Source organism: Alloacidobacterium sp. (genome assembly GCF_035631355.1).
GTDB lineage: Bacteria > Acidobacteriota > Terriglobia > Terriglobales > Acidobacteriaceae > Alloacidobacterium.
Genome location: NZ_DASQIX010000054.1, coordinates 17,977 through 41,953, shown reverse-complemented (window position 1 = coordinate 41,953; position 23,977 = coordinate 17,977). Strand labels below are relative to the sequence as shown.

Genomic DNA, 23,977 nt, shown 5'->3' with positions numbered 1-23,977 from the left:
CAGGGATTGCGATCACTTCTTTTGCCGGTATTTCTTGTGCTGGCCTCGGCATCATTTGCTCAGTTGAGGCAGCCGACCGGCATATCAGCCTTGTCTGTCAGCCTTCCGGATGCTCAACAGACGCAGACAAACGATGAAAAAACCGCGAAAGAAGCCACGACGGACAGCCAGAAGCCGCCTCCGCAGCCGAAACGGATCCTGGGCATCATGCCCAACTACCGGGCGGTGAGCGCCGGGGTCATTCCGCCTCCGCCGACTCCGAAAGAAGCATTCAAAATTGCCACGAAAAATTCTTTTGACTATTCCGCTTTTGTTTTTGTAGGGCTGACGCCGTTGATTGCGGAAGGAAATGACAGCCATCCGCAACTGGGAAAGGGAGTTGGAGGTTTCTGAGCGTATTCATGGCGTGGGTTCGTCGATAAAACGGACGGCAATTACTGGGTGATCTTCATCCTGCCGACGATCTTCCACGAAGACGAGCGCTACTACGCCATGGGCAGAGGGTCGTTCCTGAAGCGCTTCGGGTACGCGGTAACGCGCGTGGCTGTCACTCCGGATTACAACGGGCATAACACGATGAACGCGTCTGAATTGCTTGGGCGCGGCATTGCGCAGGGAATATCTCTCTCTTACTATCCAAGCCAGACCCGAACAGCGAGCGAAATTGCCAGCAAGTACGGCTATGCGATCCTGCGCGACGCTTCCACGAATGCATTCCGCGAGTTCTGGCCGGACATCGCCGTGCATGTGCTGCACCGCCATCCGTAACAGTGCCTCAAGTTAGATTTTTACGGTGACGCGGTTCCCATTGCCCCCCGCTGTCTTACATAGTTGCCAGCCAGTCTGTTTTGTGGATCAGAATTGAAATAGGAGCGGCAGATGTGGTCTGAAGTCCTTGGATTGCTTGCGGCGGTGGCTGTCGAATTCAATTTCGAGAAGAGGTTTTTCTCCTTCTCGTGTTGAGAGAATTCCGTTCTCCATCACGGCGCGAGCCGCAGCAGAGAGAAGCGGCACGGGCGTCGTCAGTGTCAAGCCAGTTATCTCACGAATTCCGATTGGGTGCTCGATAAAGTGCTCTTTGCGGTGGGAGCGTCGCATGAAGCTCATGTAAACCCACATCGGTTCCGTGATTTCCGCCTCCCCAATGTGCATACAGAGCGGATCGTCTAAATAGACAGGCCGATACTCCCAGGTGGGAAAAGGCGGCTCTTCGTCTCTTGGATCGATGGGGCGAAGACAGATGCCGAAAGGTGAAGCTGCTCCATCGCGTCCTGACCAGCGCTCCCACAGCTTGCTGCACCGTGAGCGCGGGTTTTGGGCCTCACCTGTGTCGCTTACCCAGAACAATTCAATCATGGCGTTGGCAAGGGAAAATCGCCGGCATGCCGTTCCCTGACCGGGATGCTGATTAGGAGGGCCCTCGCGCAAGCCGAATTGAACCAATTCTTCTGCTTCGGGAGCGCCCGGAGCGGTACAGACGAAGAAGTGGTCCAACTCAATGCGCATGGCCGACATTTTAGTGCAGGCTGTTACGGGGAAGTTGATGCGATTCCAGCCAGTCCCAGCGCCTCGGCATTCTTCTGCATGGCTGCGATGCAAAAGGCGATGTGCCCGTCGAGGAGAACACCCAGTTCTTCTGCGCCTTTGATGATGTCGTCGCGGTTGACTCCTTTGGCAAAGGCTTTGTCTTTCATCTTTTTTCGCACGCCCGCGGCTTCGACATCGTGGATGGATTTTGTAGGCTTGACGAGGGAGCAGGCGGTGAGGAACCCGGCGAGTTCGTCACAGGCAAAAAGCGCTTTGGCGAGATGTGTTTCGCGGGGAACGCCGGAGTATTCGGCATGCCCGAGGATGGCTGTCCGGACCGCTTCGGACCAGCCCTGTTCGGTGAGGATTCTGTTGCCAACGAAGGGATGCTCCTGTTGCGTGGGATATTTTTCGTAGTCGAAGTCATGCAGCAGCCCGGTGACGGAATAGAGTTCGATGAAAGCGTCGCGCTCTTCGCCTGAGAGACCCTGCGCGTCGGCCTCGTGCTCGCCATAGGCGCGGACACATGTTTCTACTGCAAGCGCGTGTTTCAAGAGGCTGGGGGATTGCGTGTACTCATTCAATAGAGACCATGCGCGCTGGCGCGAGTAACCGTTCTGGTTCGGCATAGCACCTCATTTCGGTTTTTGTGCCTTTAGTTTAGGGTTTCTTGGGGTCGAATCACAGTTTTCACTTGACAACAAAGATACCTTTTCTGCATGGTAAACGAGAGTTGGCAAGATTCCGGCATACAATGCCGGGCGCTTCCCAGCTAGGATGCCCAGCTCTGGCCTCCGTAAAACTGATTATGGCAACAACCCTGGCAACCGTTGAGGCACGCGAGGTACTTCGTTGCGAACACTGCAGTCTGGTGCAATTCCGCACGTCGAATTCCCTGTGCAGACGCTGTCACAAGCCCCTCGAAATTGAAGAACCGGAACCACTCGTCCCGCAACTGGTGACGGGGACGGGCGCGCCTGCTGCTTCCGGAGAATCCGGTCTCGACGTTGCGCACGCGGTGCGGGAAATTCGGCGCGGCCGCAAACTGAGCCAAAGGCAGCTTGCCGGACGTATGCAGGTACCGCGCACCTATATTTCAAAGATCGAAAACGGCAAGGCGGTGCCCACGCTTTCTTCGCTGGAGCGGCTGGCGACAGCACTGGAGGTAGACATCTGCGACCTGTTACGGGATGCGCGAAGCCGCCGGTTCGAAGAAGCGTCCGCGATTCTGGCCGATCCGTTTTTGAAAGAGATTGCGCCTTATGTGCGGCATATGGACGCGTACAACAGGTCGGTTTTCCTCAACCAGGTGCGCGACATGGCTATAGGACGGCGGCGGCTGGCTTAACATCTTAGCCTGCGCAAATTGCAAGCTTTATTTTGCAGGGAAACTCCGGCGGAGGGATCGGGTTCTTACTAATGTAAGGCGACATGGCCAACAAGGATGTCGTAAGGTGAGAACAGAAATGATCCCAAGATCAACGTTGTACAAATTAAGGGCGCAATTCAAGACGCCCGTACAGTTTCTTCAGGCTTCAAGGCTTCAGGTATTTTTGGCAGCGTGCTTTGTGACGGTCCTGGTGTTCGCTGGCAGCGGAGATCTGCTGGCGCAGGATGTTCCCCCGCCTCCCCCTGACTCTTCACAACAGACACAGCAGAACAACCAGCAGTTGCCGCAGTATGGCGCGCCCGTACCGGAAGACAACGGCGCAGCACCGCAACAACAGCAGCAAGAAGAATATCCGCCACAGCAAGGACAGGCGCCTGCACCGCAGGGGCAACCGCTCAGTGCCGAACAACTGGACCAATTGGTGGCTCCTATCGCGCTTTATCCTGACGCGCTAGTGGCACAGGTGCTGGCGGCATCGACTTATCCAACACAGATAGTGGAAGCAGAGCAATGGCTGCAATCGCAGGGCAATGCTCCAGCCGACCAGATTGCCGCGGGTGCGAATGCGCAGCAGTGGGATCCAAGCGTGAAGGCGCTGACGGCGTTTCCGTCGGTATTGTCGCAGATGGACCGCAATATGCAGTGGACGACCGACCTTGGCAACGCGTATTACAACCAGCCTCAAGACGTGATGGACGCCGTACAGCAGATGCGTCAGCGCGCGCAGCAGTCGGGCAGTCTGCAATCGACGCCGCAGCAGACGGTAAGCGACGATAACGGCGAGGTGGAGATTCAGCCGGCCAATCCGGAAGTGGTGTATGTGCCGGTGTATAACCCGTGGGTGATGTATGGACCACCGGTTGTGGCGTTTCCGGGCTACTATTATCCGCCGCCGCCGGGCGTCTTTTTCGGTATTGGATGGGGCTTCCGCATCGGCTTTGGCTGGGGTATCCCGATCAGGCCATGGGCACCGTGGGGCTGGGGATGGCACAGCTGGGGCTGCGGCTGGTACAACCGCACGGTCGTCTATAACCGGACTACTTACATCACGCGTAGTACTACGGTCATTAACCGCGGATACAACCGTCCTGGCGGGCCTCCTGTGCAGCTAGCGGGACAGAGCGGATCGTTCACGAATCACCCGGGGTATTCGGGTTATGCGAGGAACGTGGCTACGGGTGCGCGGCCCGCGCCGAATGGATATGTCAATCGGCCGGGAAACTTCAATAACCGTCCGGCCCCGGCCAGTTTGAACAACCGCCCTGCCTGGCAGCCCACCTATAACCATGTGCAGCCGGGATATAACCGTCCTGCTCCGGCGAATGGGTATATGAATGGCAACCGGCCTGCTCCGGTGTCGTCTGGTTTCGGACAGCGGCCGGGCTATACTCCGGCTCCGACTTACAACCGGCCCACCTACAATGCGCCGCCATACCGGCCCTCGGCTCCGCAGAATTACAGCCGACCGAGCTACAGCGCGCCTGCATACCGGCCGCCTGAGAACTACAGCCGGCCTGCGCCACGGATGGAGTCAGCGCCTCACTATTCGGCTCCGCATACTGAGTCCGCTCCCCACTATTCGGCTCCGCATGGAGGTGGTGGAGGCGGCGGGGGCAGTCACCACCACTGAGTAGCTTCAGGCTGTCTTCACACAGGCGCACTACAATCGGGAGTGACCATTGGTTGATTGCGATGGTCACTCCCCTGTGCTACGGTCGGACAAGAGGACTGATTTGAACCGTATTCATGAGCTACCGCCGGAAGAGCTGGCGATCTACCGCCGTCTCGATCCGGAGCGCCTGCCGAAGCACGTCGCCATCATTATGGACGGCAACGGGCGCTGGGCGGGGAAACGCAGCCTGAAGCGGTTTCTTGGACACCAGCAGGGCGCTGAAGCGGTGCATTTTGTCGTGGAAACGGCATCGCGCATCGATCTGCCGTGGCTCACACTCTATGCTTTTTCGCTCGAAAACAATCTTCGTCGGCCCAAAGCGGAAGTCAATTTCCTGATGCGCCTGTTGAGCACTTACCTCACGAACAATGTGAAGCGGATGAATGACAACAACGTCCGCATCCAGTACATCGGAAGGACGCATGAGCTTCCGCACGAAGTGCAGGAGCGGATGCAGTGGGCGGCCGAGGCGACGCAGCAGAATACGGGAACCACGCTGACCCTGGCGCTCAACTATGGAGCGCGGTCTGAGCTGGTGGACGCCTTCAAGCGACTGCATGCGGAGATTCGGCAGAAGCACATCCACATTGACGATCTGACGGAGCAGGACATCCAGCGGCATTTGTATACCGCGCATATGCCCGATCCTGATCTCTTGATACGCACGTCGGGAGAGATGCGGATCTCGAATTACCTGCTCTGGCAGATTGCCTACACGGAGATTTTTGTCACCAGCAGGCTGTGGCCCGATTTCCGCGGCCTGCACATGTTGGAAGCGATTGAGGACTTTCAACGCCGCGAACGGCGCTATGGCGGACTTTCAGACGGCAGCGAGTCGGATGACGTGGCTTCACTGCCGGCGAACCAGTTGGTGGGGCGCTGATTCGTCATCGTCGAGGGCAACATAGCTCCTAAGTTTTCGCGCCTTTATTCAGGGAAGCAGGTTCTTCACTTCATTCAGAATGACAGCACCGTAACTCCTCACTGTGCCGCTCCGACCGGCACTCTCTGGGGCGCATCGAGGCTGACGCGCGCCACGTCGGTTTTCACTTTCAAATCGACCAATTGCTGATTTGGCTTTGTTCGCGTAGTGAAGCCGAGTTCGTACTGGTTATCGAGACGTTTGCTCAAATCTGAGAGGAACGGCTGAAAACTCACAGGATTGCTCAATCCTTGCCAATAGAGCTTGCCGCCTGTCGCCTGCGCAACCTGGGAGAGCAGGTTCTGTCCGGCATTGGTCTCGTAGTAGCTGTTGTCGAAGTGCCCGGTATCGCGGAAGAAAATCGAGTAGACGATCAGTCCGGCCTTCTGCGAGTCACTGATGGAAGCCTGCATGTATGGATCCTGGGGATCGTAACGTGGGCTGTAGCGGTCAACGCCGTCGGTAATCATCAGCACCTCGCGGCGGTTCTTTGGGTCTTGTGAAGGCCAACGCTTTGCCAGGTCGGAGAGGCAGAAGTACGGGCTGGCGCTGCTTCCTGGAGGTCCGCTTGCGAGACGAAGAGCTTTCGCGGCGAGTGCGTGGTCGGGGGTAAGGTTCTGGGCAAAGACGGCGCGTCCGTTCTGCATGTAGGCCACGCCAACCAGCGCTGTAGGCGGCAGCGACTGAATGAATTTCGCCAGATCATTCATCTGCAAGCCGAAACTGGAGCGTGCGGAATCGTCGATCAACACGACGAATTCAAGCCCGGCGCGGTCGCCGTGTAGGGACTGCCACTGAGTCACTGAGCTTTCTTTTCCATCGGCCCAGACTTTCAGGTTCTGCTGCTGCAGATCCGGTACTTCGCCGCTTTTGGGAACCACAGTCACAACCGTTTGCGCAGTGGCCGTGTCGCTCTGCCCCAAGGAGGGAAACGCGCATGCCAGCGAGCAGAGAATAAGGCCCGCGGCAAGAACCTTCAGCTTCGCCATTTTTCTTTCTCCCTGTTATTTAGACGCTCCGCGACTCTTATTCGACGCCCGCATGGGCAATGACCATGTATTCTTACGAACGATGAAACGTGTTCTTACCGCAGTCATTTTGATTCCCATGGTCTTGTTGCTGGTTTTTAAGGGCCCCTTCTGGCTGATTACGCTGGCGGCAGCAGCAGTTGCGGTGCTGGCTGCATGGGAGTTTCTGGCGCTCGCCGACGCTTCCGGCGCAAAAACTCCGCGCATCGCGGTGTTGTGCGGAATCGTACTTCTTTTCGTGTGTATTTTTTTTCGCCCTGAATACGCGACTCCGCTGCTCGGCTGCCTGAACTTTGCAGTGTTTATCATCTGCGCCTTTCGCTCGCCTCTGCCGCGCGTGCTGCCGGACACGGCCTATTCGGTTTTCGGCTTGCTGTATATCGGCCTGTCGCTGACGACGATTCCGTTGCTCAGCGCGCAGGAAAACGGTGACTCACTCCTGGTATTTCTGTTTTTTGTCGTGTGGGTTGGCGATATTGTCGCGCTGTATGTGGGGCGCGCTTTTGGCCGCAGGAAGCTCGCGCCTTCCATCAGCCCGAACAAAACATGGGAGGGCAGTATCGGTTCTGTCGCGGGCAGTTTGCTGGTTACTCTTTTGCTCATTTTTCTCGGCGGAGTGCTCACGCGAAACAACTTTGACTTGATTTCGTATCCAGGGCCGGTCTGGCGCTGGCTGGTTTTGGCTGTGCTGCTGAATATCGCGGCGCAGGTGGGAGATCTAATTGAATCGGCAGTCAAGCGCGGCGCGGGTGTCAAAGATTCCGGGTCGCTTTTGCCTGGACATGGGGGCATTCTCGACCGCATTGACGCATTGCTGTTGGCTGCTCCCGTGTTGTGGTGGGCGCAGCTGGCGCAGCAATGGTTTTAGGCATTGCATGCAGCGGACGCGCCAACGGAGCCATCTATACATTTGGCAACATCGACTTTTAGGTTGCTTCCGGCAGATAGTATGACTGCACTTCGTTCATTGTGCTGGGTTCTGAGATTAAATGACACATTAGCTTTAAAATCATTAAGGATGCAGATAGCTTGAAGCACATTGCCATTCTCGGCTCGACCGGCTCGATTGGGCAGAGCACTTTGAGCATCATCGAGAGTTTTCCTGAACGTTTTGCCGCGGTCTCGCTGGCTGCCGGGCGGAATGTGGATGCCGCGTTCGAGCAGTGTGTGCGCTGGCGTCCGCGTGTGGTTTCGGTAGCTACCGAGGAGTTGGCCTCAACGCTTTCGGTGAAGTTGAAGGCGGCGGAGGTGAGCGGGATTGAGATTGTTCATGGCACGGAAGGCACGGTGCGCGTTGCCACGCTGCCGGAAGTGGAATTTGTTGTTTCCGCCATCGTGGGCGTTGCCGGACTTGAGGCCACTTATGCGGCGGTCGAGGCAGGAAAGGCCATCGGCCTGGCCAACAAAGAAGCCATGGTTGCTGCCGGGGAGATTCTGACTGCAGCAGCACGGGCGAAGAAGGTTCCCCTTCTGCCCATTGATTCCGAGCACAATGCCGTACACCAGTGCATGAGGGCGGGGAGGAAGGATGAAGTACGGCGTATCTGGTTGACGGCATCCGGCGGCCCGTTTCGTACTTTGCCGCTGAGCGCGTTTGAGTCCATCACGGTGGAGCAGGCGCTGAAGCACCCCACATGGGTGATGGGGCGGCGCATCACGATTGATTCAGCCACGATGCTCAACAAGGGGTTGGAAATCATTGAAGCCTGCCGTCTTTTCGATCTGTCCCCGTCTACGATCAAGGTCTCAGTGCATCCGCAATCCACAGTTCATTCGCTGGTTGAATACATCGACGGCAGCATTCTGGCACAGATTTCAGTAACGGACATGCGGCTGCCGATTCTGTATGCCATGAGCTATCCCGAGCGTGTCGAGTCTGACCTGACCTTTGACATGGCTGCCTTGGGCCAGTTGAATTTCGAGCCGCCGGACTTTGCCCGTTTCCCTTGTCTTCGCCTGGCGTACGAGGCGGCAGAAAAGGGCGGCGCTCATTGCATTGCCCTTAATTCCGCAGATGAAATCGCGGTGGAAGCCTTTCTCGAAAGACGCATCCCTTTTACGGGCATAGCGCGTACAATAGAAGCAGTATTGCAGGCCACCCCCGAGGGCCATCCAGGGACGATCCAGGAAGTGCTTGTCTGCGACAGGCAGGCGCGTGAGACGGCCCGGGAGGTCTTGGTCAAAGCCGGACATGAAGTTGCTGCTCACCGGTTTTGACGCCCGCTGACAGGTTTTCTTTATACAGACATGCCTTTTGCTTTAACCGCGATTTTCTCCATGCTCGTTGTGCTCGGCATTATGGTGCTCGTGCACGAGTTCGGCCACTTTGCCGTCGCCAAGTTCTTCCGCGTTCGCGTGGAGGTTTTTTCCATCGGCTTTGGTACGCGTCTTCTCGGCTTCCGCCGCGGCGATACAGACTATCGGTTGAGCCTTTTGCCTTTGGGCGGCTATGTCAAGATGGCCGGGGAAAATCCCGGAGAAGAGCGGACCGGAGACCCGGGAGAATTCGCATCGCATCCGCGTTGGCAGCGTATTCTGATTGGACTGGCCGGCCCGGTAGCCAATTTCCTGCTCGCCTTTGTGCTCATGACCGGCTACTACATGATGCATAACGAGGTAGAGCAATACCTGTATGGTCCGGCCATCGTGGATTTCGTTCCCCAGAACTCCGCTGCAGCCCATGCGGGGATTCAGCCGGGCGACCGCATCGTCAGGTTCGACAAAGACGTGAATCCGACATGGGAGAAAGTTCGTATCCGGTCCGCGCTCGACGCCAATTCCACAGTGCCGTTTACGGTGGAGCGGAACGTCAACGGCCAGGCACAGCAATTTTCCAGCGATCTCTATTTGCTTGACCCGAGCAAGGGTCAGGATTTTGAAATTGAATCGCTTGGCCTGATTCCGCGTTACCAGAACGACCCTCTGAAGGTGCATGACATTCAGCCTGGTTTTCCTGCTGAGAAGGCAGGTCTCAAATCGGGGGATTTACTGCAGACCATCAACGGGCAGGCAGTTCATTCTGTTCCTGCCGTAATGGCGGTCCTACAGCAGGATAGCGGTCAGCTGGTCACGGTAAATGTTTTGCGCGGTGGTCAGCAGGTTACATTACAGATTAAGCCGATTTGGGCCGACGACGGGGTCGGACACATGGGTTATCGCCTCGGCTTCACGGCTTATCTGCCGCCTTTCCGCGTTGAACAACTGCCTTTTCCCGCGGCAGTGAGCCGCTCGGTTAGCTTTAATCTGCACAACTCGGGCTATATCCTCGACGTGCTGCACCGTCTGCTCACGCGGCGTTCGAATGTGCAGCAGTTGAGCGGCCCCATCGGTATTGCCCGCGACACTGGCGAAGCCATCACCATGCCCGGCTGGCAGCCGATCATCACGCTGATGGCGCTGATCAGTTTGAACCTGGGTATCTTCAATCTGCTTCCGGTTCCGATTCTTGATGGCGGGATGATTCTGCTGCTGCTGATCGAAGGAACGATTCGCCGCGATCTGAACCAGCAGTTCAAGGAACGCATTTACCAGGTTGCGTTTGTGGTGTTGGTGCTGTTTGCCGTCTTCGTAATGTTCAACGACGTATCGAAGTTCAGCATTTTTTCAAAATTGAAGCCGTAACCCGAATGCAATGTGAATTAAAGCCTGCTCCGCGCAGGCTTTTTTCTTGGTTAAACTCGAATCTGCATGACAGAACCCTCGACCATCACTGTGCGCGTGCGCTATGCGGAAACCGACCAAATGGGCGTCGTCTATCACGCCAATTACTTTGTATGGTTTGAAATGGGGCGTGTGGAGTGCCTGCGCCAGCTTGGCTTTGACTACAAGCAGATGGAAATTGCCGACGACTGTCATCTTCCAGTTGTCGAGGCGAGCTGCCGGTACAAGGCCCCGGCCCGCTATGACGAATTGCTGACTATCGAGACCCGCATTGTGGCTATGCGGTCGGGAATTGTCCGATTTGCCTATCGACTATTGCGCAATGAAGGGTCTCAGGTTCTGGCTGAAGCGCAGACGACGCATGTGGTTGTGGATGGCCAGATGCGGAAGCGGGTGCTGCCGGAAAAATATGCGACGGCGATTCGCTCGCGGTTAAAAGTAACTTCCGGCAAATAATTTCAACGCCGTTGGTTGATGTTGCTGCATGGCGTTCCATCTGTGGGTTAGAATCGTCGGCGGAGGATTTGCATGACGTTTGCTCGCACGTTTCTTCTCACCGGCGCAGCCCTGCTGCTGGTGAGCGGCTGTGAAACCGGGCGTACTAACAAGGCCCATGCGGCGTGGCAGCATGTTTCAGAAGAGAGCACGACCGGCAAACCGGATCTGTCCAAGGTGGCGTCGGCTACAGGACAAGTGCCGGTTCCAGGCTCCCCGACAGCAGCCGGGCCTGATGGTTTGCAGCCGCTGAATGACAATGAAGCACGGCAAAGTGTTGGAACCGAAGAAGGCCGTGCCACTCCTCCGCGGACACAGAAGAAGGATCCTTTCGAGCGGCAATAAGCTCTTACAGAACTGCTTTGCTTTATCGAATACCAGCAGGAATGAGCCAACCATTCATCAGCTCGGATTTCAATAACAGGTAGAACGCCAGGCTCTCGTTATCGACACGCTTTGCAGGCTCCCCGCGCGTTAGAGACATGGCCTGATCGCCGATGGTCGGGACCGCTTCGTCATCTGAACAAAGTTTTGCTGGCGGAGTGATGACCGGCAATGCGGGTAACGACGTGTCTGGGTTGCTGAAATCAAGAGCCAGCGCGAGATTTGCAATGTCGTTTGAAGAGTCGCGAGGCGTCAAAGGCTGTAACTGCCAGCGCCATTCGATGAGCTTCAGGACGGACGTATGATCGTATGTTAATGAATTGATGCGTGGATTGCCCGGATTGCCCTTGCTGAAAGGCGAAATAACCAGCACCGGCACGCGGCATCCGAGCAGAGTCTTGCCATCTACGATATCGGTATCCACAGCATTTGCCGCGGTGGCGCGTGGAGGGACGACGTGATCGAAAAACCCGCCCCATTCATCGCGGTTGATGATGAGCACGGTTTTCGACCAATCCGGACCGTTGGCTAGTGCCTCGACCACCTGGCGAAGGAAGATCTCACCGTTACGCAGATCTGCAAAAGGATGGTCGTCATTGCCCTCATCGAAAGTTGTGAACCATGGGTCCACGAAGGAGACTGCAGGCAACGTGCCATTGGCCGCATGCGTCAGGAATTCGGAGTGTGAAGCTGAAATACCAACGTATTTCAGCCCCCACAGCGCCAGAAACGGAACATTTGAGAAATAGTACTTGCAACTAATGCCGGCGCTCTGCAGCCGGTCCCAGATTGTGGGCAAGGTAGAAAGGAAGAGCGAATTATCCAGCCGGTCTGTTTGCGCGGAGTGTTGGAAGAACCGGTTTGGAAAGGTGGAAGACATAATGGACGGAAAATAGTTGCAGAGAGTGGTGTAGTTGCGGGCCAGTGTACTGAAAAGGGGTAAATCGGCTTCCTCGTAATATCCAATTGAGAATGTGTCATTTGTACCGGTGCGCAGCCAGGCGTCCATCTTTCCGGCGTTATATTCGGACCGGCCTCCGCTATAAGAATGATCCGGGTCGGCGTATGAGCAGCCAGCAAAGGTGGTTAGACGATAAGTTGCGTGCGTTATCCCGCTTTTGTCGGTATATTGCAGGCCAGCCTGGCTACCATTTGCATTGGGCATCCAGCCAAGAAGATGGTCAAAACTGCGGTTTTCCATCATGACGACAACGATGTGCTCAATCCCGGAGACATCTGGGCTCGGCAGCATTGGGTTGACTGTGTCTATCTGCGTCCCGCAAGAAGTAGCGGCGCCGGCAAGCGCCGCGCCGGATACGCCAGCCACGCTGCGAATGAAGTCTCTGCGATTGATGCCCATGGAGATTGCCTCTCCGCCGACAGTTTAGCTCTGTGCGAATGCTGGCGAGTGCTGCTCGATTGACGGGATGAAAATGGTGGAACGTCGGGTCAGGCCATTAAATGGCGTGATCGGACATTTTGCCGAATGAAAGTGACGGTGGATTCCAGCGGCGTTCCCGGGCCGAATATGGCCGCGACGCCCTGAGACTTGAGAAACTCGGCATCCTGTTCGGGGATAGTTCCACCAAGAACGACCAGAATGTCTTCCGCGTCGCGCTCTTTAAGGAGCGCCGTCACTCGGGGCACAATGGCCTTGTGCGCGCCGGAGAGAATGCTCAGGCCGACGCAGTCCACATCTTCCTGAATAGCGGCGTTGACAATCATCTCCGGCGTCTGGCGCAGGCCGGTGTAGATGACTTCCATCCCGGCGTCGCGTAATGCTCGAGCGATGACTTTCGCGCCGCGATCATGGCCATCGAGGCCGGGCTTGGCGACGAGTACGCGGATCGGAGTTGTGCGCTGGTCGGTCATGGAACTCGAAAGGATAGCACAAGCAGGGCACAGGGCTCAGTTTTATGCCTGAACAAATATGAGGCCCTGCGGGATTGCTCAAGAGTAGTGGAACTCATCTTGAGTCCTGAGACCTGTGCCCTATTTGTCCCTTGCCACTACAAAATCCGGCACCCAGAGCAGGGCGCGTTTGAAATCGGAGTCCGGCAGATCAGCGAGTGCAGTCCGCGCTCTTTCGGCGTGTTGGAAGGCGATGTTCATAGCGTAATCGACAGACTGGTTGCGGGAAAGGACACCGAGAATTTCGTCGTGGGTCACGCGATCGAAGTTCTGGTCGGTGAGCACCGTGAGAATCGCGTCGCGTTCGGTGGTTGAGCCATTTTCAAGCGCGTGAATGACAGGAAGCGTGGCCTTGCCTTCGCGCAGGTCGCTGGCCACGGGCTTGCCGAGCACGTCTTCGCTGGCGGTGAGGTCGAGCACATCGTCGACGATCTGGAAGGCGAGTCCGAGCGCATGGCCGTATTCGCCCATAGCTGCTTCCGCGCTGCCGTTCACCTTGGCGAGCACCGAGCCGAGGCGCATCGACACTTCAAAGAGGCAGGCGGTCTTGCGGTAGATGAGGTCGTTGTACTCGCGTTCGGTGACGGCGCGACCCAGCGTCTCCATCTGGAGCAGCTCGCCTTCGACCATCTGCTGCGTGAGGCTGATGAGCAGGTCCAGCACGCGGAAATTGCGTTCTTCGAGCGCGACGCGAAAGGCCTGCATGTAAAGCCAGTCGCCGGCGAGGACACATTTCGCGTTGCCCCAGGTGGTGTTGGCCGAGGGGCGGCCGCGGCGCGTGTCGGCTGCGTCAATGATGTCGTCGTGGACGAGCGTGGCCGTGTGGACCATTTCGACGACCGCGCCGAGGCGGACCATGCCGTTTCCGCAGTAACCCTGGGATTTAGCGGAGAGCAGCAGCAGCGACGGGCGAATGCGCTTGCCGCCTCCTTCGCGCAGATAGTCGGAGATTTCGGTGATGGCCTTGACCGAGGAGACGGCATCGTCGCCGAACTCGCGCTCAATGGCGCGCAGGTCGTCGTGGAGAAGGTCGAAGACCTCTTTTGCCGTCGCTATGGTCGTTGTACTCACTTGCCCTCTGTTTCGTGCTCAGACTGTGGTTCGTCTTTAGTTCGACCGGTAGTTCGTAAACTGCATGTCAATGCCGAGGTCTTTCGCCTTCAGCATCGCAATCACTTCCTGTAGAGTATCGCGATCCTTGCTGCTGACACGAACGGTATCACCCTGGATCGACGCCTGCGCCTTCTTTTTTGAGTCTTTTAGGATGCGGACGATCTCTTTGGCTTTCTCCGTCGGTATGCCCTGCTGAAGAGTGATTTTCTGGCGCACGCTCGATCCGGTTGCGGGCTCAACTTTGCCATAGGTGAGCGCCTTGAGCGAAATGCCGCGCTTGACCAGTTTATGGCCCAGGATTTCCTTTACCGCTTCAAGCTTGTACTCATCGGCGGAGGCGAGCTGAATGGCGTCATTGCCTTCAAGCTTGATTTCGGAGTGCGAGTCCTTCAGGTCGAAGCGCGCGCGCAGTTCCTTGCTGGCCTGCTCGATGGCGTTCCGCACTTCCTGTGTGTCCACTTTGCTTACGATGTCGAAGGAATTGTCTGCTGCCATAGCTTTCTACCTCGGATAGTACCCGCAAACCGCTGTCTTCAGTGTGCCATGTCCGGCGTAATACTGAAAAACCGGTAGAAGTTTTCCGTGGTGCGGGAAGCTACTTCGTTCACAGGTAGATTGCGGATTTCAGCCAGCTTTTCTGCGACTCCGGCGACCCACGCAGGCTCATTGCGCTTCCCGCGATTGGGTACAGGAGCGAGAAATGGCGCATCGGTTTCGACCAGCATACGGTCGAGCGGGACCCGGACCGCCACGTCGCGAATAGGCTGCGCTTTGGGGAAAGTGATGTTTCCGGCAAAGGAGATGAGGAAGCCGCAGTCCATCGCGCGCTTTGCATGGCTCCATTCACCGGTGAAGCAGTGCAGGATGCCGCCAAGGCCTATCGCCGCCCATTCGGTTTCGATCAGCTCCAGGGTGTCGTCCCACGCGTTAGTGCTGTTGTCCGAAGGGCGGCAGTGAATGATGATGGGCTTTTTGTAGGTCGCGGCGATTTCCATTTGTTGGCGGAAGACAGTCTTCTGCGCATCGCGCGGCGAGTGGTCATAGAAGTAGTCGAGGCCGATTTCACCGCAGGCGATAACTTCCCGTTCTTGCAGCAGACTGTCGAGTTTTGCCAGAGCTGCTGCGTCGCAGAGTTGCGCTTCGTGTGGATGGACTCCGGCGCTGGCATAAATGCGCGGTGTTTCCGGTTTGCCTGCATATTCGCGGCTTAGCTCAAGCGCGCGGTGCATCGTGTCCGGGCCTTCGCCGATGCCGATGGAGAGCACAGTGCGCACACCCGCCTGCCACGCTCGCGCGAGCAGGGTATCGCGGTCTTCGTCATAACGCGGGCTGTCAAGATGTGCGTGGGAGTCGATGAGCAATGGTGGCCTCAGTTTTGAAGGTGTACGGCTTCAGCCGTGCCGAACGATCCTGAATTTGAAAGGGCTTTAGCCCCTGAGAGAAAGTTCCCTCGGCGACTGAAGCCGCGTGAGTTTTGGTTCTTACGGCACGACAAAAGTCGCGCCCTTTCAAAGCCGCAGCTACTTCAGCCGCGCGCCGATTTCGACATCTTCTAAAAATCCAGCCAGCACCGGCTTGCCCTTTTCGCCAATGGATGCGGCGACGATCATGCCATTCGATTCGAGTCCGCGCAGCTTACGGGGCGCGAGGTTGGCGACGATGACGACTTTGCGGCCAATCAGCGATTCCGGCTCGTAGGCTTCGGCGATTCCGGCCAGGATCTGGCGCGTTTCATAGCCGAGATCGACTTCGAGGCGCAGCAACTTATCGGCCTTTGGGATGCGCTCGGCGACTTTCACCTGGGCGACGCGGAGTTCAACTTTAGCGAAGTCGTCGATGGTGATTTTTTCCGAAGTTATTGAAGTGGCATGCCCTGTGGCATGAGGCTCCTTTGGTCCACCGGTAATGTCATTCCGGATCGCTTCGGTGAAAGCCGCGACGGTGCTGCTTTCGCTGGTGGACTCGGAGATGGCGACGGCCAGGCCGTCGATAATGGATTCGAGCTTAGAGGCATGGTGCTCTGGGGCCGCTGGAGCCACAGGCTCAGCGGCTTCGGTTGCTTTTGCGTTCTGCTGTTCGATGTCCTGCATACGGGTGATTGCGTCCTTTTCTGCACGAGGAAAGACGGGGCCGAGTTCGCCGAGTTTGGTGCCGGGCTTCAGTCCTCCCCATTGAAGATTTTTCAGATCGGCTTGCTTGATGTCCCCGAGGCCAAGTTGTGCCCAAACCTTTGCTGCTGCGTCGGGCATGACGGGGTAGACGAGGGCTGTGATGATGCGGATGGCTTCGGCCGCTGTGTAGAGAATATTTCGAACATCAAGGGGAATATCGCGTCCTTCGGCTTGAGCTGACGCGGCGACCTTCCACGGTGCTGACGAGGTCAAATAGCCGTCGGTAAAAGCAATTAGAGCCCACACCTTCTCTAGTGCTCTCGAGAAATCAAGCTTGTCGAACAAGATGCTCGCTTCACGGATCGTTTCTTCAGCGATGTTCTTGACTCCGCTTCCTTCTTGTTCCGTTGGTGGAATCTGAACACTGCCTCGAATTATTCCGAAGCTGTAATCTTCTGAAAAGTAGCGTGCAATCATCGCGAACGTCCGACTTACAAGGTTCCCATAGCCATTCGCCAAATCACTGTTGTAACGCTGCACCAGTGCATCGAACGAGAAGCTTCCATCCTGGCCGAAGACAATTTCGCGCAGAAGGAAGTAGCGCAACACATCGGCTCCAAACAGGTCTTGTTCGCGATTTGGCAGTTCGGGCTTGAGTGCACCGAAACCTTCAAGAATCGTCTCAGCGCGCACGATATTTCCGCGCGACTTTGACATCTTGCTTTCTTCAAAGAGCAGCCAGCCGTGCGCGACGATGCTCTTCGGCAATGGCAGACCCGCGGCCATCAGGAATGCCGGCCAGTAAACGCAGTGGAACCGGCTGATTTCTTTGCCGATGATTTGCAAGTCGGCTGGCCAATATTTCTCGAACTTGCCCGGGTCATCGCTTCCGTAGCCTAGCGCTGTGATGTAGTTGGCAAGCGCGTCGAACCAGACGTAGATGACATGCTTCTCGTCGCCGGGAACGGGGATGCCCCACTTGATGCTGGTGCGGCTCACCGAGAGATCTTTGAGGCCGCTGCGCACGAAGGAAATGACTTCGTTACGGCGCGTTTCCGGGCGAATGAATTCCGGGTTGGCGTCATAAAACTCAAGAAGCTTACGCTCGAAAGCTGAAAACTTGAAGAAGTAGTTCTCTTCGCTGATGGTTTCGGTAGTGCGTCCGCAATCGGGGCATGGCGCTCCCGGCGGAACATCGACGTAAGCCTCGTCAAAGACGCAGTACTGGCCGGTGTACGAGCCTTTGTAGATGTAGCCGCGATCCTTGAGTAGGGAGAAGAACTTCTGCACAGCCTGTTTGTGGCGCGGCTCGGTGGTGCGGATGAAGTCGTCATAAGTGAGACCCATGCGGTCCCACAGGCCCTTGAATTCGGACGCGACCTTGTCAGTAAATTCCTGCGGGCTGCAGTTGGCTTTCTGCGCCGAGCGCTCGATCTTCTGGCCGTGCTCGTCGGTCCCGGTCAGGAACCAGGTGTCGATGCCCAGGGCGCGTTTGCGGCGCGCGACGGCGTCCGCCACGATGGTGGTGTACGCATGGCCGATGTGCGGGCGCGCGTTGACATAGTAGATCGGCGTGGTCAGGTAAAACTTTTCGGGGTTCGACATGCGCAGAAAATTTTCGGAGCTGCTCTTTTTATCTTAAAACAGCGGGTGCCCCATGTCTCGGAGAGACATGGGAGAGCTGTAGAGATCCTGCAAACCCACATCTCTTCGAGATGTGGGGCACCCACAGACTCTGCCTGTTAGAATCAAGCAGTCAATCAGCTATTTCGTCAAAGTTTGTCCCCAATTTTCCGGTGAACCCACGTGTATTTAAGAGAACAGAAGAAGCTGCTTGAACGTCTGCGCATTGTGCTGCGCGAGAAATTTCAAATCGAACTCGAAACGATTGCGATTGAGCAGCCGCCCGAGATCAGGTTCGGCGAGTATGCGCTGCCTGTCGCCTTTGAGCTGGCGCGCAAGCTGAAGAAGTCCCCGCGCAAGATCGCGGAAGAGATTGTGGCCGGGATCGCGCCATTGGAGGGCTTTGCCGGGTTCGAGGTCGCGGGCGCGGGGTATATCAACGCTCGACTAGATCGGGCAACTGCTGTGCACGATGTTGCTGCCGGTTCCGATGTGTCTGTGCTTGAATCGCCGGTGCACTCGCTGGTGGAGCACACGAGCATCAATCCCAATAAGGCCGCGCATGTGGGGCATCTGCGGAATGCGATTCTCGGGGACACGTTTGTGCGTCTGCTGCGGGCGGCGGGACAGAAAGTCGATGTGCAGAACTACATCGACAACACCGGCGTGCAGGTGGCTGATGTTGTCGTGGGGCTGACGCATCTGGAACGCAAGGATCTAAAAAATGTTCAGGATTTAGTACATGTATTTGAGCAGTTCAGGAGTAATAGTCCTTTTCCTGCAAGTTTAAATGCATTGGTTGAAAAATACCCTTTAACCTTTCTCGATGTGCAGCGACATGATGGGCGCATCGATTATTACTGCTGGGACCTGTATGCGCGGGTTTCGCAGTGGTATGAGGCCGATGAATCGCAGAAGCAGACGCGCAGGCAAATCAGGCTGGATACGCTTCATGCTATCGAACACGGTGGCAACGAGACGGCGCAAATAGGCGAATTGATTTCGACTGCGGTGCTGCGGCGGCATCTGGAGACGATGCTTCGGTTCGGGATTGAGTACGACCTGCTGCCGCGCGAAAGCGAGATCCTTCACCTGCACTTCTGGAACCTGGCCTTTGAGCAGTTGAAAGCCAAGGGCGTGCTCTATTTCGAGATGGAAGGCAAGAACAAAGGCTGCTGGGTGATGCGCCGTGCAGGGACTGCTCAGGCAGAGGAGGCCGAAGGCCCGGATGAAGATGCGAAGGTCATCGTGCGCTCAAACGGAACAGTGACGTATGTCGGCAAGGACATTGCGTATCACCTCTGGAAGTTTGGTCTGCTCGGGCGCGATTTCGCCTACAACAAATTCTTCGATTACCCAAATCACACCTGCTGGATTTCCGCCGAGCAAGGTGAGCCGGACCATCCTCACTTTGGCGGTGCGCAGGCGATTTACAACGTAATCGATTCCCGGCAATCCGATCCGCAGGCGAACGTGATCGAGGCGCTGCGCGGACTTGGCTATACCGAACAGGCCGACCACTATACGCACTTCTCCTATGAGATGGTGGCGCTGACGCCGCGCTGCGCAGAAGAGCTTGGTTACGAAGTCGCAGAAGAAGACCGTGCGCGGCCTTATATCGAAGTCTCAGGCCGCAAGGGTTTCGGCGTGAAGGCCGATGATCTGATCGACAAGCTCGTCGCAGCAACGCAAAAGGAAGTGGATAGCCGGCATCCGGAATTAAGCGCGGACGAGCGCGGGCGGATTGCGAAGGAGATTGCGGTAGGCGCGCTGCGCTATTTCATGCTGAAGTACACGCGGAATACGATCATCGCCTTCGATTTTAATGAAGCGTTGAGTTTTGAAGGCGAGACCGGGCCTTACATGCAGTATGCCGTTGTGCGTACCCGTAGCATTTTTCGCAAAGCCGGCGTCACTGCCGGGCAGGCGCTGGCGGATTTTTCTGACGTCGATGCTTCGTCTTATCTTACGGGCGAAGATGGAGACGGCATCTGGCAGGTGTGGCTGCGTGCGGCCAAGACGACCCTTCTGCTTGACCAGTGCATTGCTACAGCCGAGCCAGCGTATCTGGCAAAGCATGCCTTTCAACTGGCCCAGGAGTTCAGCAATTTCTATCGCAAGCACCACATATTGACCGAGGCCGATCCCAAGCGGAAGAAATTCTTGCTGGCTACAGCGGCAATCACTCAGCGCGAGTTAATTCGATCACTGGCTTGGCTCGGGATCAACGCTCCGGAAGTGATGTGAAAAAGGGGCACAGGTCTGAGAAAGACCCTGTGCCCTGACTCATGACTACTGTAATGGCTGACCATCTGCAGTAAGCAGCTGTATTTGCTGTTGGTCGTACTGCTTTACGCCATCGGGCAGAGGCGCATAGTTCAACATGCCCGCCGCGAGTTGTCCGTCATTAATGATGTACTGGATGAAGCTTTTCAACGCAGCCCGCTTGGCTTTGTCCGGGCCGTCTTTCGGAATGATGAGGAAAGTAAGGCCGGATATGGGGTAAGCGTCAGTGGCGGAAGCCGGTGGGTTCACAATCGGAGTGCGCGGATCCTGGGCCAACTGACTGCTGAAGGAATTAACGGAGGCAGTTGTAGACAGGGCTGTGGGAGCGATGAACTGGCTGGCCTGGTTCTTGATCTTCGCCACCGGCAAGTGGTTTTGCTGGGCATAGGTCAGCTCGACATAGCCAATGGCGCCGGGGGACTGGCGAATATTGCCGGTGACGCCTTCACTCCCTTTGCCTCCGAGACCGACGGGCCAGCTTACGGAATTGCCTTTGCCCACCTTCGATTGCCACTCAGGACTTACAGCTGAAAGATATGTGGTGAAGATGTTCGTGGTTCCGCTTCCTTCCGCGCGATGGGAGACGACTACCGGCTCCTTTGGCAGAGTCATGCCAGGATTATCTTTTGCTATCGCGGGGTCCTGCCAGTTTTTGATTGTGCCCAGGAAGATGCCCGCCAGGCTCTCAGGCGATAACTGGAGGGGCTGCTTGAGTTCAGGCAAATTGTAGGTAATGCAGACAGGGCCTGCCGATTCCGGGATCTGGATGACCGGCTTCATCTCACCAAGCTGCTGATCGGTGAGTGCAGCATCCGAGGCCCCGAAGTCGACGGTGCCTGCCTTGACCTGCTGGATGCCACCGCCGGAGCCGATGGATTGGTAGTTGATTTGTGTATTGGTATGGACGCGGGAGTAGTCCTGAATCCAGCGCGTCATTACCGGATAGACAAAGGTGCTGCCTGCGCCGGAAAGCGTGACACTTTCAGGGCCGCTGTTCGATCTGCAACCCGCAAGGATAACCAGGGTGGAAGCGACGGCTGTGGCCATCAATTTGCTTGCAACGGTAAAGCTCCGCACTTGAATCCCTCCTAGGAATATCAGTTGTTTGCGCCAGTGTAGATGGATGCTTTGAGGCAGGAATTCTTCACAGAAATTTAAATTTCCTTCTCTGATTTTTGCACAGCGACGGCTGGCAACACTTCCACAAACGAAGTCTTCCTACCGAATAGAGCACGTAACTTCCAATGGTATGCCAAAGAAGTGGAGGTATTCGGCATGCAGCAAACCCTGAAAGGTAAGAGAGTCGCGATTCTGGCCACGGATGGCTTTGAACAGGTTGAACTTACCGAACCGAAGAAGGCGCTCGAACAAGCCGGCGCAGCGACGGAAGTGATTGCGCCGAAGTCCGGAGAGATCCGAGGCTGGAAGTTCAAGGACTGGGGCGATTCGGTGAAGGTAGACAAAACACTCGAAAACGCGAAGACGGGAGATTATGATTTGCTGCTCCTGCCGGGCGGCGTCGCCAACCCTGACCATCTGCGCATGAATGAAAAGGCCGTGCGCTTTGTAAAGGACTTTGCCCAGTCAGGCAAGCCGGTTGCGGCCATTTGCCACGGTCCATGGACTTTGATTGAAGCCGGCGTGGTGAAGGGGCATACGATGACTTCATGGCCGTCGCTGAAAACGGACCTTAAGAATGCCGGGGCCAACTGGGTGGACAAAGAAGTCGTGATGGACGGCAATTTCATCACCAGCAGGAAGCCGGACGATCTTCCGGCATTCAGCAGAAAGGTGATTGAGGAAATTGCCGATGGGAAGCATCTAAAGGCCGCTTCTTAGCAGCTTTTTAGCTCCATTTTGAGCAAAAAACGCGCCAATTTGGCGCGTTTTTTGTGCTTTAAATTGCCTTTATTTTGCGTAGCTGCGGACCCACTCCACAATGCTGCGGACTGCGACCCCAGTCGGGCCTTTGGCGGCCCAGGGTTTGTTTTCGTCCTGCCAGGCCATGCTGGCGATGTCGAGGTGGATCCAAGGGGTGTCCTCTGCGAACTCCTTGAGGAACATTGCGGCGGTGATGGCCCCCCCGTAGCGGCCTCCACTGTTCTTGATGTCGGCGATATCGGAGCGGATCTGCTCGCGGTAATCGTCGTCGAGCGGCAGGCGCCAGAAGCGCTCGCCGGATTTTGCCACGGCATCACTGAAGATTTTGTAGGTTTCTTCGTCATTCGCGAAAACCCCGGCATTAACCTGGCCGAGGGCCACGGCGACAGCCCCGGTGAGCGTGGCGGCGTCGATCAGATGTGTTGCGCCGAGTTGTTTCGCATAGGCTAGTCCGTCAGCGAGCACGAGGCGGCCCTCAGCGTCCGTGTTGATGATTTCGATGCTCTTGCCCGACATGGCAATCTGCACGTCGCCCGGCTTCTGGGCCTTGCCCGAGGGCATATTTTCGGCAGCGCACACAATGGCAATGACCTTTACGGCTGGCTTGATCTGGGCGATTGCTCGCATGGCGCCAATCATGGCGGCGCCTCCGGCCATGTCGTACTTCATCTTCTCCATGTTGTCGGAGGGCTTGATGGAGATGCCCCCAGTATCGAAGGTGATGCCCTTGCCGACGAGGCCGAGAACGGGACCGTTGGCAGGCGCGGTCTTTGGCTCATAGGCGATGACAATGAGTGCTGGCGGCTCGTCAGAACCTTGCGTGACGCTCCAGAAGGCCCCCATTTTGAGTTCGTGGAGCTTGTCGGCCCCGAAGACCTCGCACTTCAGGCCGACTGCCTGTGCCATTTCCGCCGCTCTCTGACCCAGAATCGTCGGGGTCATGCGGTTTCCCGGCTCATTGACCAGGCTGCGAGTGAAGTTCTGAGATTCACCTATGATGACGCCTTCATTGAAACCAGCGTCGGCAGCTTTCTGGTCCGAAGCCAGGACGGTCAGCGAATCGATGCTCTGGTCTTTGCGGTCGGAGCGGTATGTGTCAGGGTCGAAGTCGGCTAGGATCGTCCCTTCGGCAATGGCGCGGGCGGTTGCGGCTGCGTCAAATCCGTTTGGAAGCAGGATGGCCAACTCGCGCAGCTTGCGCGGTTTGGCGAAGCGAACGGCAGTTCCAGCGGCTTTGCGAACATCGTGGGGCGTGGCTTTTGCCGTCTTGCCGAGTCCGATGAGGAGCAGGCGCGTTGCTTTGAGGCCCGCAGGCGTGTGCAGCAGAATGGTTTCGTTGCTGCCGCTGGCGAATTCGCCTGTTGTCAATACGTTTGCAGCAGCTTTCCTGATGACTTCGTCTTCGGTCAGGAGCGAGATTTCGGGCTTGGCGTCCTTGCCGGTGGCTGTATCGGTCGTAAATGCGACGAGAAGTTCGGTTTCAATGGCGGCAGTATTGCCGGTCTGGAGGGTGATCTTCATGTCTCCAGTGTAACCATTGCGTTAAGCCGACGAGCCCTATTCGCTCGCACTGGCATTTCAGTAATTGGAGGAAAGGTGGATCTCTACTTTGCCAATCTGACCGAATTAGCCAGTTTTCACGAGAACAGCAATTCATTCACGAGAAGGTCCCAGTTCAAGCGGAGTCCCTTCATGAGAGAGACGGCCAATTTCGATTCACTTGTTGCGATGACCGATGAGAGCGTCGAAAAACAGGCCCAGAATGGCTTCGACTTCTTCTTCTTTGATCGCCTTGCCGATCAAGAGGTCAATGCCGAGAGTGTTAGCAAGGGCGCCAAGGGCGGTTTCAGAGGCGAGAGTCGATACCGGCAGTTTGATCCCTGCGCCGCTATAGATTTCATCGAGAACAGCGCTGGTTGTGGCGAAGGCTTTGGTTTGCAATCCGGCCCAAACTTTATCTCCCGGTAGGGGTTG

Annotated in this window: 24 protein-coding genes; 13 read left to right on the top strand and 11 right to left on the bottom strand. The window is 56.6% G+C overall.

The window, feature by feature from the left end; all coding sequences use genetic code 11:
* The first annotated feature begins 6 nt into the window (after positions 1 to 6).
* Both VEV40_RS09645 and VEV40_RS09640 read left to right on the top strand, forming a co-directional pair.
* Positions 7 to 393, top strand: a complete 387-nt coding sequence (locus VEV40_RS09645) for a hypothetical protein (RefSeq protein ID WP_324831947.1) — start codon at positions 7 to 9, stop codon at positions 391 to 393.
* Between the two features lie 48 nt (positions 394 to 441).
* Positions 442 to 768 (top strand): hypothetical protein, encoded by a 327-nt coding sequence (locus VEV40_RS09640; protein ID WP_324831945.1) that lies wholly within the window; start codon positions 442 to 444, stop codon positions 766 to 768.
* 87 nt (positions 769 to 855) lie between these two features.
* Here VEV40_RS09640 and VEV40_RS09635 read toward each other — a convergent pair whose 3' ends face one another.
* Positions 856 to 1,506 carry a hypothetical protein gene (locus tag VEV40_RS09635; RefSeq protein WP_324831944.1) on the bottom strand — a complete coding sequence of 217 codons (651 nt, stop codon included), beginning with the start codon at positions 1,504 to 1,506 and terminating at the stop codon, positions 856 to 858.
* 23 nt (positions 1,507 to 1,529) lie between these two features.
* Positions 1,530 to 2,156, bottom strand: coding sequence for an HD domain-containing protein (locus VEV40_RS09630; RefSeq protein ID WP_324831943.1), 627 nt, complete (start codon positions 2,154 to 2,156; stop codon positions 1,530 to 1,532).
* A gap of 179 nt (positions 2,157 to 2,335) precedes the next feature.
* Here VEV40_RS09630 and VEV40_RS09625 point away from each other — a divergent pair, with 179 nt between their 5' ends.
* From VEV40_RS09625 to VEV40_RS09615, 3 genes are all read left to right on the top strand, one after another.
* Positions 2,336 to 2,875, top strand: coding sequence for a helix-turn-helix transcriptional regulator (locus tag VEV40_RS09625; RefSeq protein WP_324831941.1), 540 nt, complete (start codon positions 2,336 to 2,338; stop codon positions 2,873 to 2,875).
* A gap of 220 nt (positions 2,876 to 3,095) precedes the next feature.
* Positions 3,096 to 4,547, top strand: coding sequence for a DUF3300 domain-containing protein (locus VEV40_RS09620; RefSeq protein ID WP_324831939.1), 1,452 nt, complete (start codon positions 3,096 to 3,098; stop codon positions 4,545 to 4,547).
* A gap of 103 nt (positions 4,548 to 4,650) precedes the next feature.
* Positions 4,651 to 5,472: an isoprenyl transferase gene (locus tag VEV40_RS09615; RefSeq protein ID WP_324831938.1), complete on the top strand. Its 822-nt coding sequence runs from the start codon at positions 4,651 to 4,653 to the stop codon at positions 5,470 to 5,472.
* A gap of 98 nt (positions 5,473 to 5,570) precedes the next feature.
* Here the strand turns inward: VEV40_RS09615 and VEV40_RS09610 are convergent, their stop codons facing one another.
* Entirely contained in the window at positions 5,571 to 6,500 is a 930-nt protein-coding gene (locus VEV40_RS09610; RefSeq protein ID WP_324831937.1) for a hypothetical protein, read from the bottom strand.
* A gap of 82 nt (positions 6,501 to 6,582) precedes the next feature.
* Between VEV40_RS09610 and VEV40_RS09605 the strand changes: the two genes are divergently transcribed.
* From VEV40_RS09605 to VEV40_RS09585, 5 genes are all read left to right on the top strand, one after another.
* Positions 6,583 to 7,407, top strand: coding sequence for a phosphatidate cytidylyltransferase (locus tag VEV40_RS09605; protein WP_324831935.1), 825 nt, complete (start codon positions 6,583 to 6,585; stop codon positions 7,405 to 7,407).
* Positions 7,408 to 7,568: 161 nt separating this feature from the next.
* Positions 7,569 to 8,756, top strand: a complete 1,188-nt coding sequence (locus VEV40_RS09600; RefSeq protein WP_324831934.1) for a 1-deoxy-D-xylulose-5-phosphate reductoisomerase — start codon at positions 7,569 to 7,571, stop codon at positions 8,754 to 8,756.
* A gap of 30 nt (positions 8,757 to 8,786) precedes the next feature.
* Entirely contained in the window at positions 8,787 to 10,160 is a 1,374-nt protein-coding gene (gene rseP, locus VEV40_RS09595; protein ID WP_324831932.1) for an RIP metalloprotease RseP, read from the top strand.
* A 66-nt stretch (positions 10,161 to 10,226) separates the two neighbouring features.
* On the top strand, positions 10,227 to 10,655 hold the full coding sequence (locus VEV40_RS09590) for a thioesterase family protein (RefSeq protein WP_324831931.1): 429 nt from the start codon (positions 10,227 to 10,229) through the stop codon (positions 10,653 to 10,655).
* Between the two features lie 72 nt (positions 10,656 to 10,727).
* A complete protein-coding gene (locus tag VEV40_RS09585) occupies positions 10,728 to 11,039 on the top strand; it encodes a hypothetical protein (protein WP_324831930.1) in 312 nt (103 codons plus the stop codon).
* 22 nt (positions 11,040 to 11,061) lie between these two features.
* On the opposite strand, the gene VEV40_RS09580 is transcribed toward VEV40_RS09585, so the two are convergent.
* The 6 genes from VEV40_RS09580 to metG all read right to left on the bottom strand — a co-directional run bounded on the left by VEV40_RS09580 (position 11,062) and on the right by metG (position 17,818).
* A complete protein-coding gene (locus VEV40_RS09580; protein ID WP_324831928.1) occupies positions 11,062 to 12,438 on the bottom strand; it encodes an alkaline phosphatase family protein in 1,377 nt (458 codons plus the stop codon).
* A gap of 89 nt (positions 12,439 to 12,527) precedes the next feature.
* Positions 12,528 to 12,950 carry a cobalamin B12-binding domain-containing protein gene (locus VEV40_RS09575; protein ID WP_324831926.1) on the bottom strand — a complete coding sequence of 141 codons (423 nt, stop codon included), beginning with the start codon at positions 12,948 to 12,950 and terminating at the stop codon, positions 12,528 to 12,530.
* Positions 12,951 to 13,070: 120 nt separating this feature from the next.
* Positions 13,071 to 14,060: a polyprenyl synthetase family protein gene (locus tag VEV40_RS09570; protein ID WP_324831924.1), complete on the bottom strand. Its 990-nt coding sequence runs from the start codon at positions 14,058 to 14,060 to the stop codon at positions 13,071 to 13,073.
* Positions 14,061 to 14,096: 36 nt separating this feature from the next.
* Complete coding sequence (locus VEV40_RS09565) at positions 14,097 to 14,597, bottom strand: YajQ family cyclic di-GMP-binding protein (protein ID WP_324831922.1); 501 nt, start codon at positions 14,595 to 14,597, stop codon at positions 14,097 to 14,099.
* A 38-nt stretch (positions 14,598 to 14,635) separates the two neighbouring features.
* On the bottom strand, positions 14,636 to 15,463 hold the full coding sequence (locus VEV40_RS09560) for a TatD family hydrolase (RefSeq protein WP_324831920.1): 828 nt from the start codon (positions 15,461 to 15,463) through the stop codon (positions 14,636 to 14,638).
* Positions 15,464 to 15,622: 159 nt separating this feature from the next.
* Positions 15,623 to 17,818 carry a methionine--tRNA ligase gene (gene metG, locus VEV40_RS09555; RefSeq protein ID WP_324831918.1) on the bottom strand — a complete coding sequence of 732 codons (2,196 nt, stop codon included), beginning with the start codon at positions 17,816 to 17,818 and terminating at the stop codon, positions 15,623 to 15,625.
* A 201-nt stretch (positions 17,819 to 18,019) separates the two neighbouring features.
* Here metG and VEV40_RS09550 point away from each other — a divergent pair, with 201 nt between their 5' ends.
* Positions 18,020 to 20,083, top strand: a complete 2,064-nt coding sequence (locus VEV40_RS09550; protein WP_324831916.1) for an arginine--tRNA ligase — start codon at positions 18,020 to 18,022, stop codon at positions 20,081 to 20,083.
* A 45-nt stretch (positions 20,084 to 20,128) separates the two neighbouring features.
* Here VEV40_RS09550 and pstS read toward each other — a convergent pair whose 3' ends face one another.
* The gene (gene pstS / locus VEV40_RS09545) at positions 20,129 to 21,169 is read right to left on the bottom strand and encodes a phosphate ABC transporter substrate-binding protein PstS (protein WP_324831914.1); all 1,041 of its coding nucleotides are present in this window, start codon (positions 21,167 to 21,169) and stop codon (positions 20,129 to 20,131) included.
* Positions 21,170 to 21,397: 228 nt separating this feature from the next.
* Between pstS and VEV40_RS09540 the strand changes: the two genes are divergently transcribed.
* Positions 21,398 to 21,961, top strand: coding sequence for a type 1 glutamine amidotransferase domain-containing protein (locus VEV40_RS09540; RefSeq protein WP_324831913.1), 564 nt, complete (start codon positions 21,398 to 21,400; stop codon positions 21,959 to 21,961).
* 69 nt (positions 21,962 to 22,030) lie between these two features.
* Here the strand turns inward: VEV40_RS09540 and VEV40_RS09535 are convergent, their stop codons facing one another.
* Positions 22,031 to 23,524 carry a leucyl aminopeptidase gene (locus VEV40_RS09535; RefSeq protein ID WP_324831912.1) on the bottom strand — a complete coding sequence of 498 codons (1,494 nt, stop codon included), beginning with the start codon at positions 23,522 to 23,524 and terminating at the stop codon, positions 22,031 to 22,033.
* Positions 23,525 to 23,599: 75 nt separating this feature from the next.
* Between VEV40_RS09535 and VEV40_RS09530 the strand changes: the two genes are divergently transcribed.
* Positions 23,600 to 23,971: a hypothetical protein gene (locus VEV40_RS09530; protein ID WP_324831910.1), complete on the top strand. Its 372-nt coding sequence runs from the start codon at positions 23,600 to 23,602 to the stop codon at positions 23,969 to 23,971.
* The last annotated feature ends 6 nt before the right edge of the window (positions 23,972 to 23,977 follow it).

What these genes read in the sequence shown, in the direction of transcription:
- VEV40_RS09635 (WP_324831944.1), bottom strand. Translation starts at nt 1,506, where the DNA reads ATGCGCATTGAGTTGGACCACTTCTTCGTCTGTACCGCTCCGGGCGCT.
- VEV40_RS09630 (WP_324831943.1), bottom strand. Translation starts at nt 2,156, where the DNA reads ATGCCGAACCAGAACGGTTACTCGCGCCAGCGCGCATGGTCTCTATTG.
- VEV40_RS09625 (WP_324831941.1), top strand. Translation starts at nt 2,336, where the DNA reads ATGGCAACAACCCTGGCAACCGTTGAGGCACGCGAGGTACTTCGTTGC.
- VEV40_RS09610 (WP_324831937.1), bottom strand. Translation starts at nt 6,500, where the DNA reads ATGGCGAAGCTGAAGGTTCTTGCCGCGGGCCTTATTCTCTGCTCGCTG.
- VEV40_RS09605 (WP_324831935.1), top strand. Translation starts at nt 6,583, where the DNA reads ATGAAACGTGTTCTTACCGCAGTCATTTTGATTCCCATGGTCTTGTTG.
- rseP (WP_324831932.1), top strand. Translation starts at nt 8,787, where the DNA reads ATGCCTTTTGCTTTAACCGCGATTTTCTCCATGCTCGTTGTGCTCGGC.
- VEV40_RS09590 (WP_324831931.1), top strand. Translation starts at nt 10,227, where the DNA reads ATGACAGAACCCTCGACCATCACTGTGCGCGTGCGCTATGCGGAAACC.
- VEV40_RS09585 (WP_324831930.1), top strand. Translation starts at nt 10,728, where the DNA reads ATGACGTTTGCTCGCACGTTTCTTCTCACCGGCGCAGCCCTGCTGCTG.
- VEV40_RS09580 (WP_324831928.1), bottom strand. Translation starts at nt 12,438, where the DNA reads ATGGGCATCAATCGCAGAGACTTCATTCGCAGCGTGGCTGGCGTATCC.
- VEV40_RS09575 (WP_324831926.1), bottom strand. Translation starts at nt 12,950, where the DNA reads ATGACCGACCAGCGCACAACTCCGATCCGCGTACTCGTCGCCAAGCCC.
- VEV40_RS09565 (WP_324831922.1), bottom strand. Translation starts at nt 14,597, where the DNA reads ATGGCAGCAGACAATTCCTTCGACATCGTAAGCAAAGTGGACACACAG.
- metG (WP_324831918.1), bottom strand. Translation starts at nt 17,818, where the DNA reads ATGTCGAACCCCGAAAAGTTTTACCTGACCACGCCGATCTACTATGTC.
- pstS (WP_324831914.1), bottom strand. Translation starts at nt 21,169, where the DNA reads ATGGCCACAGCCGTCGCTTCCACCCTGGTTATCCTTGCGGGTTGCAGA.
- VEV40_RS09540 (WP_324831913.1), top strand. Translation starts at nt 21,398, where the DNA reads ATGCAGCAAACCCTGAAAGGTAAGAGAGTCGCGATTCTGGCCACGGAT.
- VEV40_RS09535 (WP_324831912.1), bottom strand. Translation starts at nt 23,524, where the DNA reads ATGAAGATCACCCTCCAGACCGGCAATACTGCCGCCATTGAAACCGAA.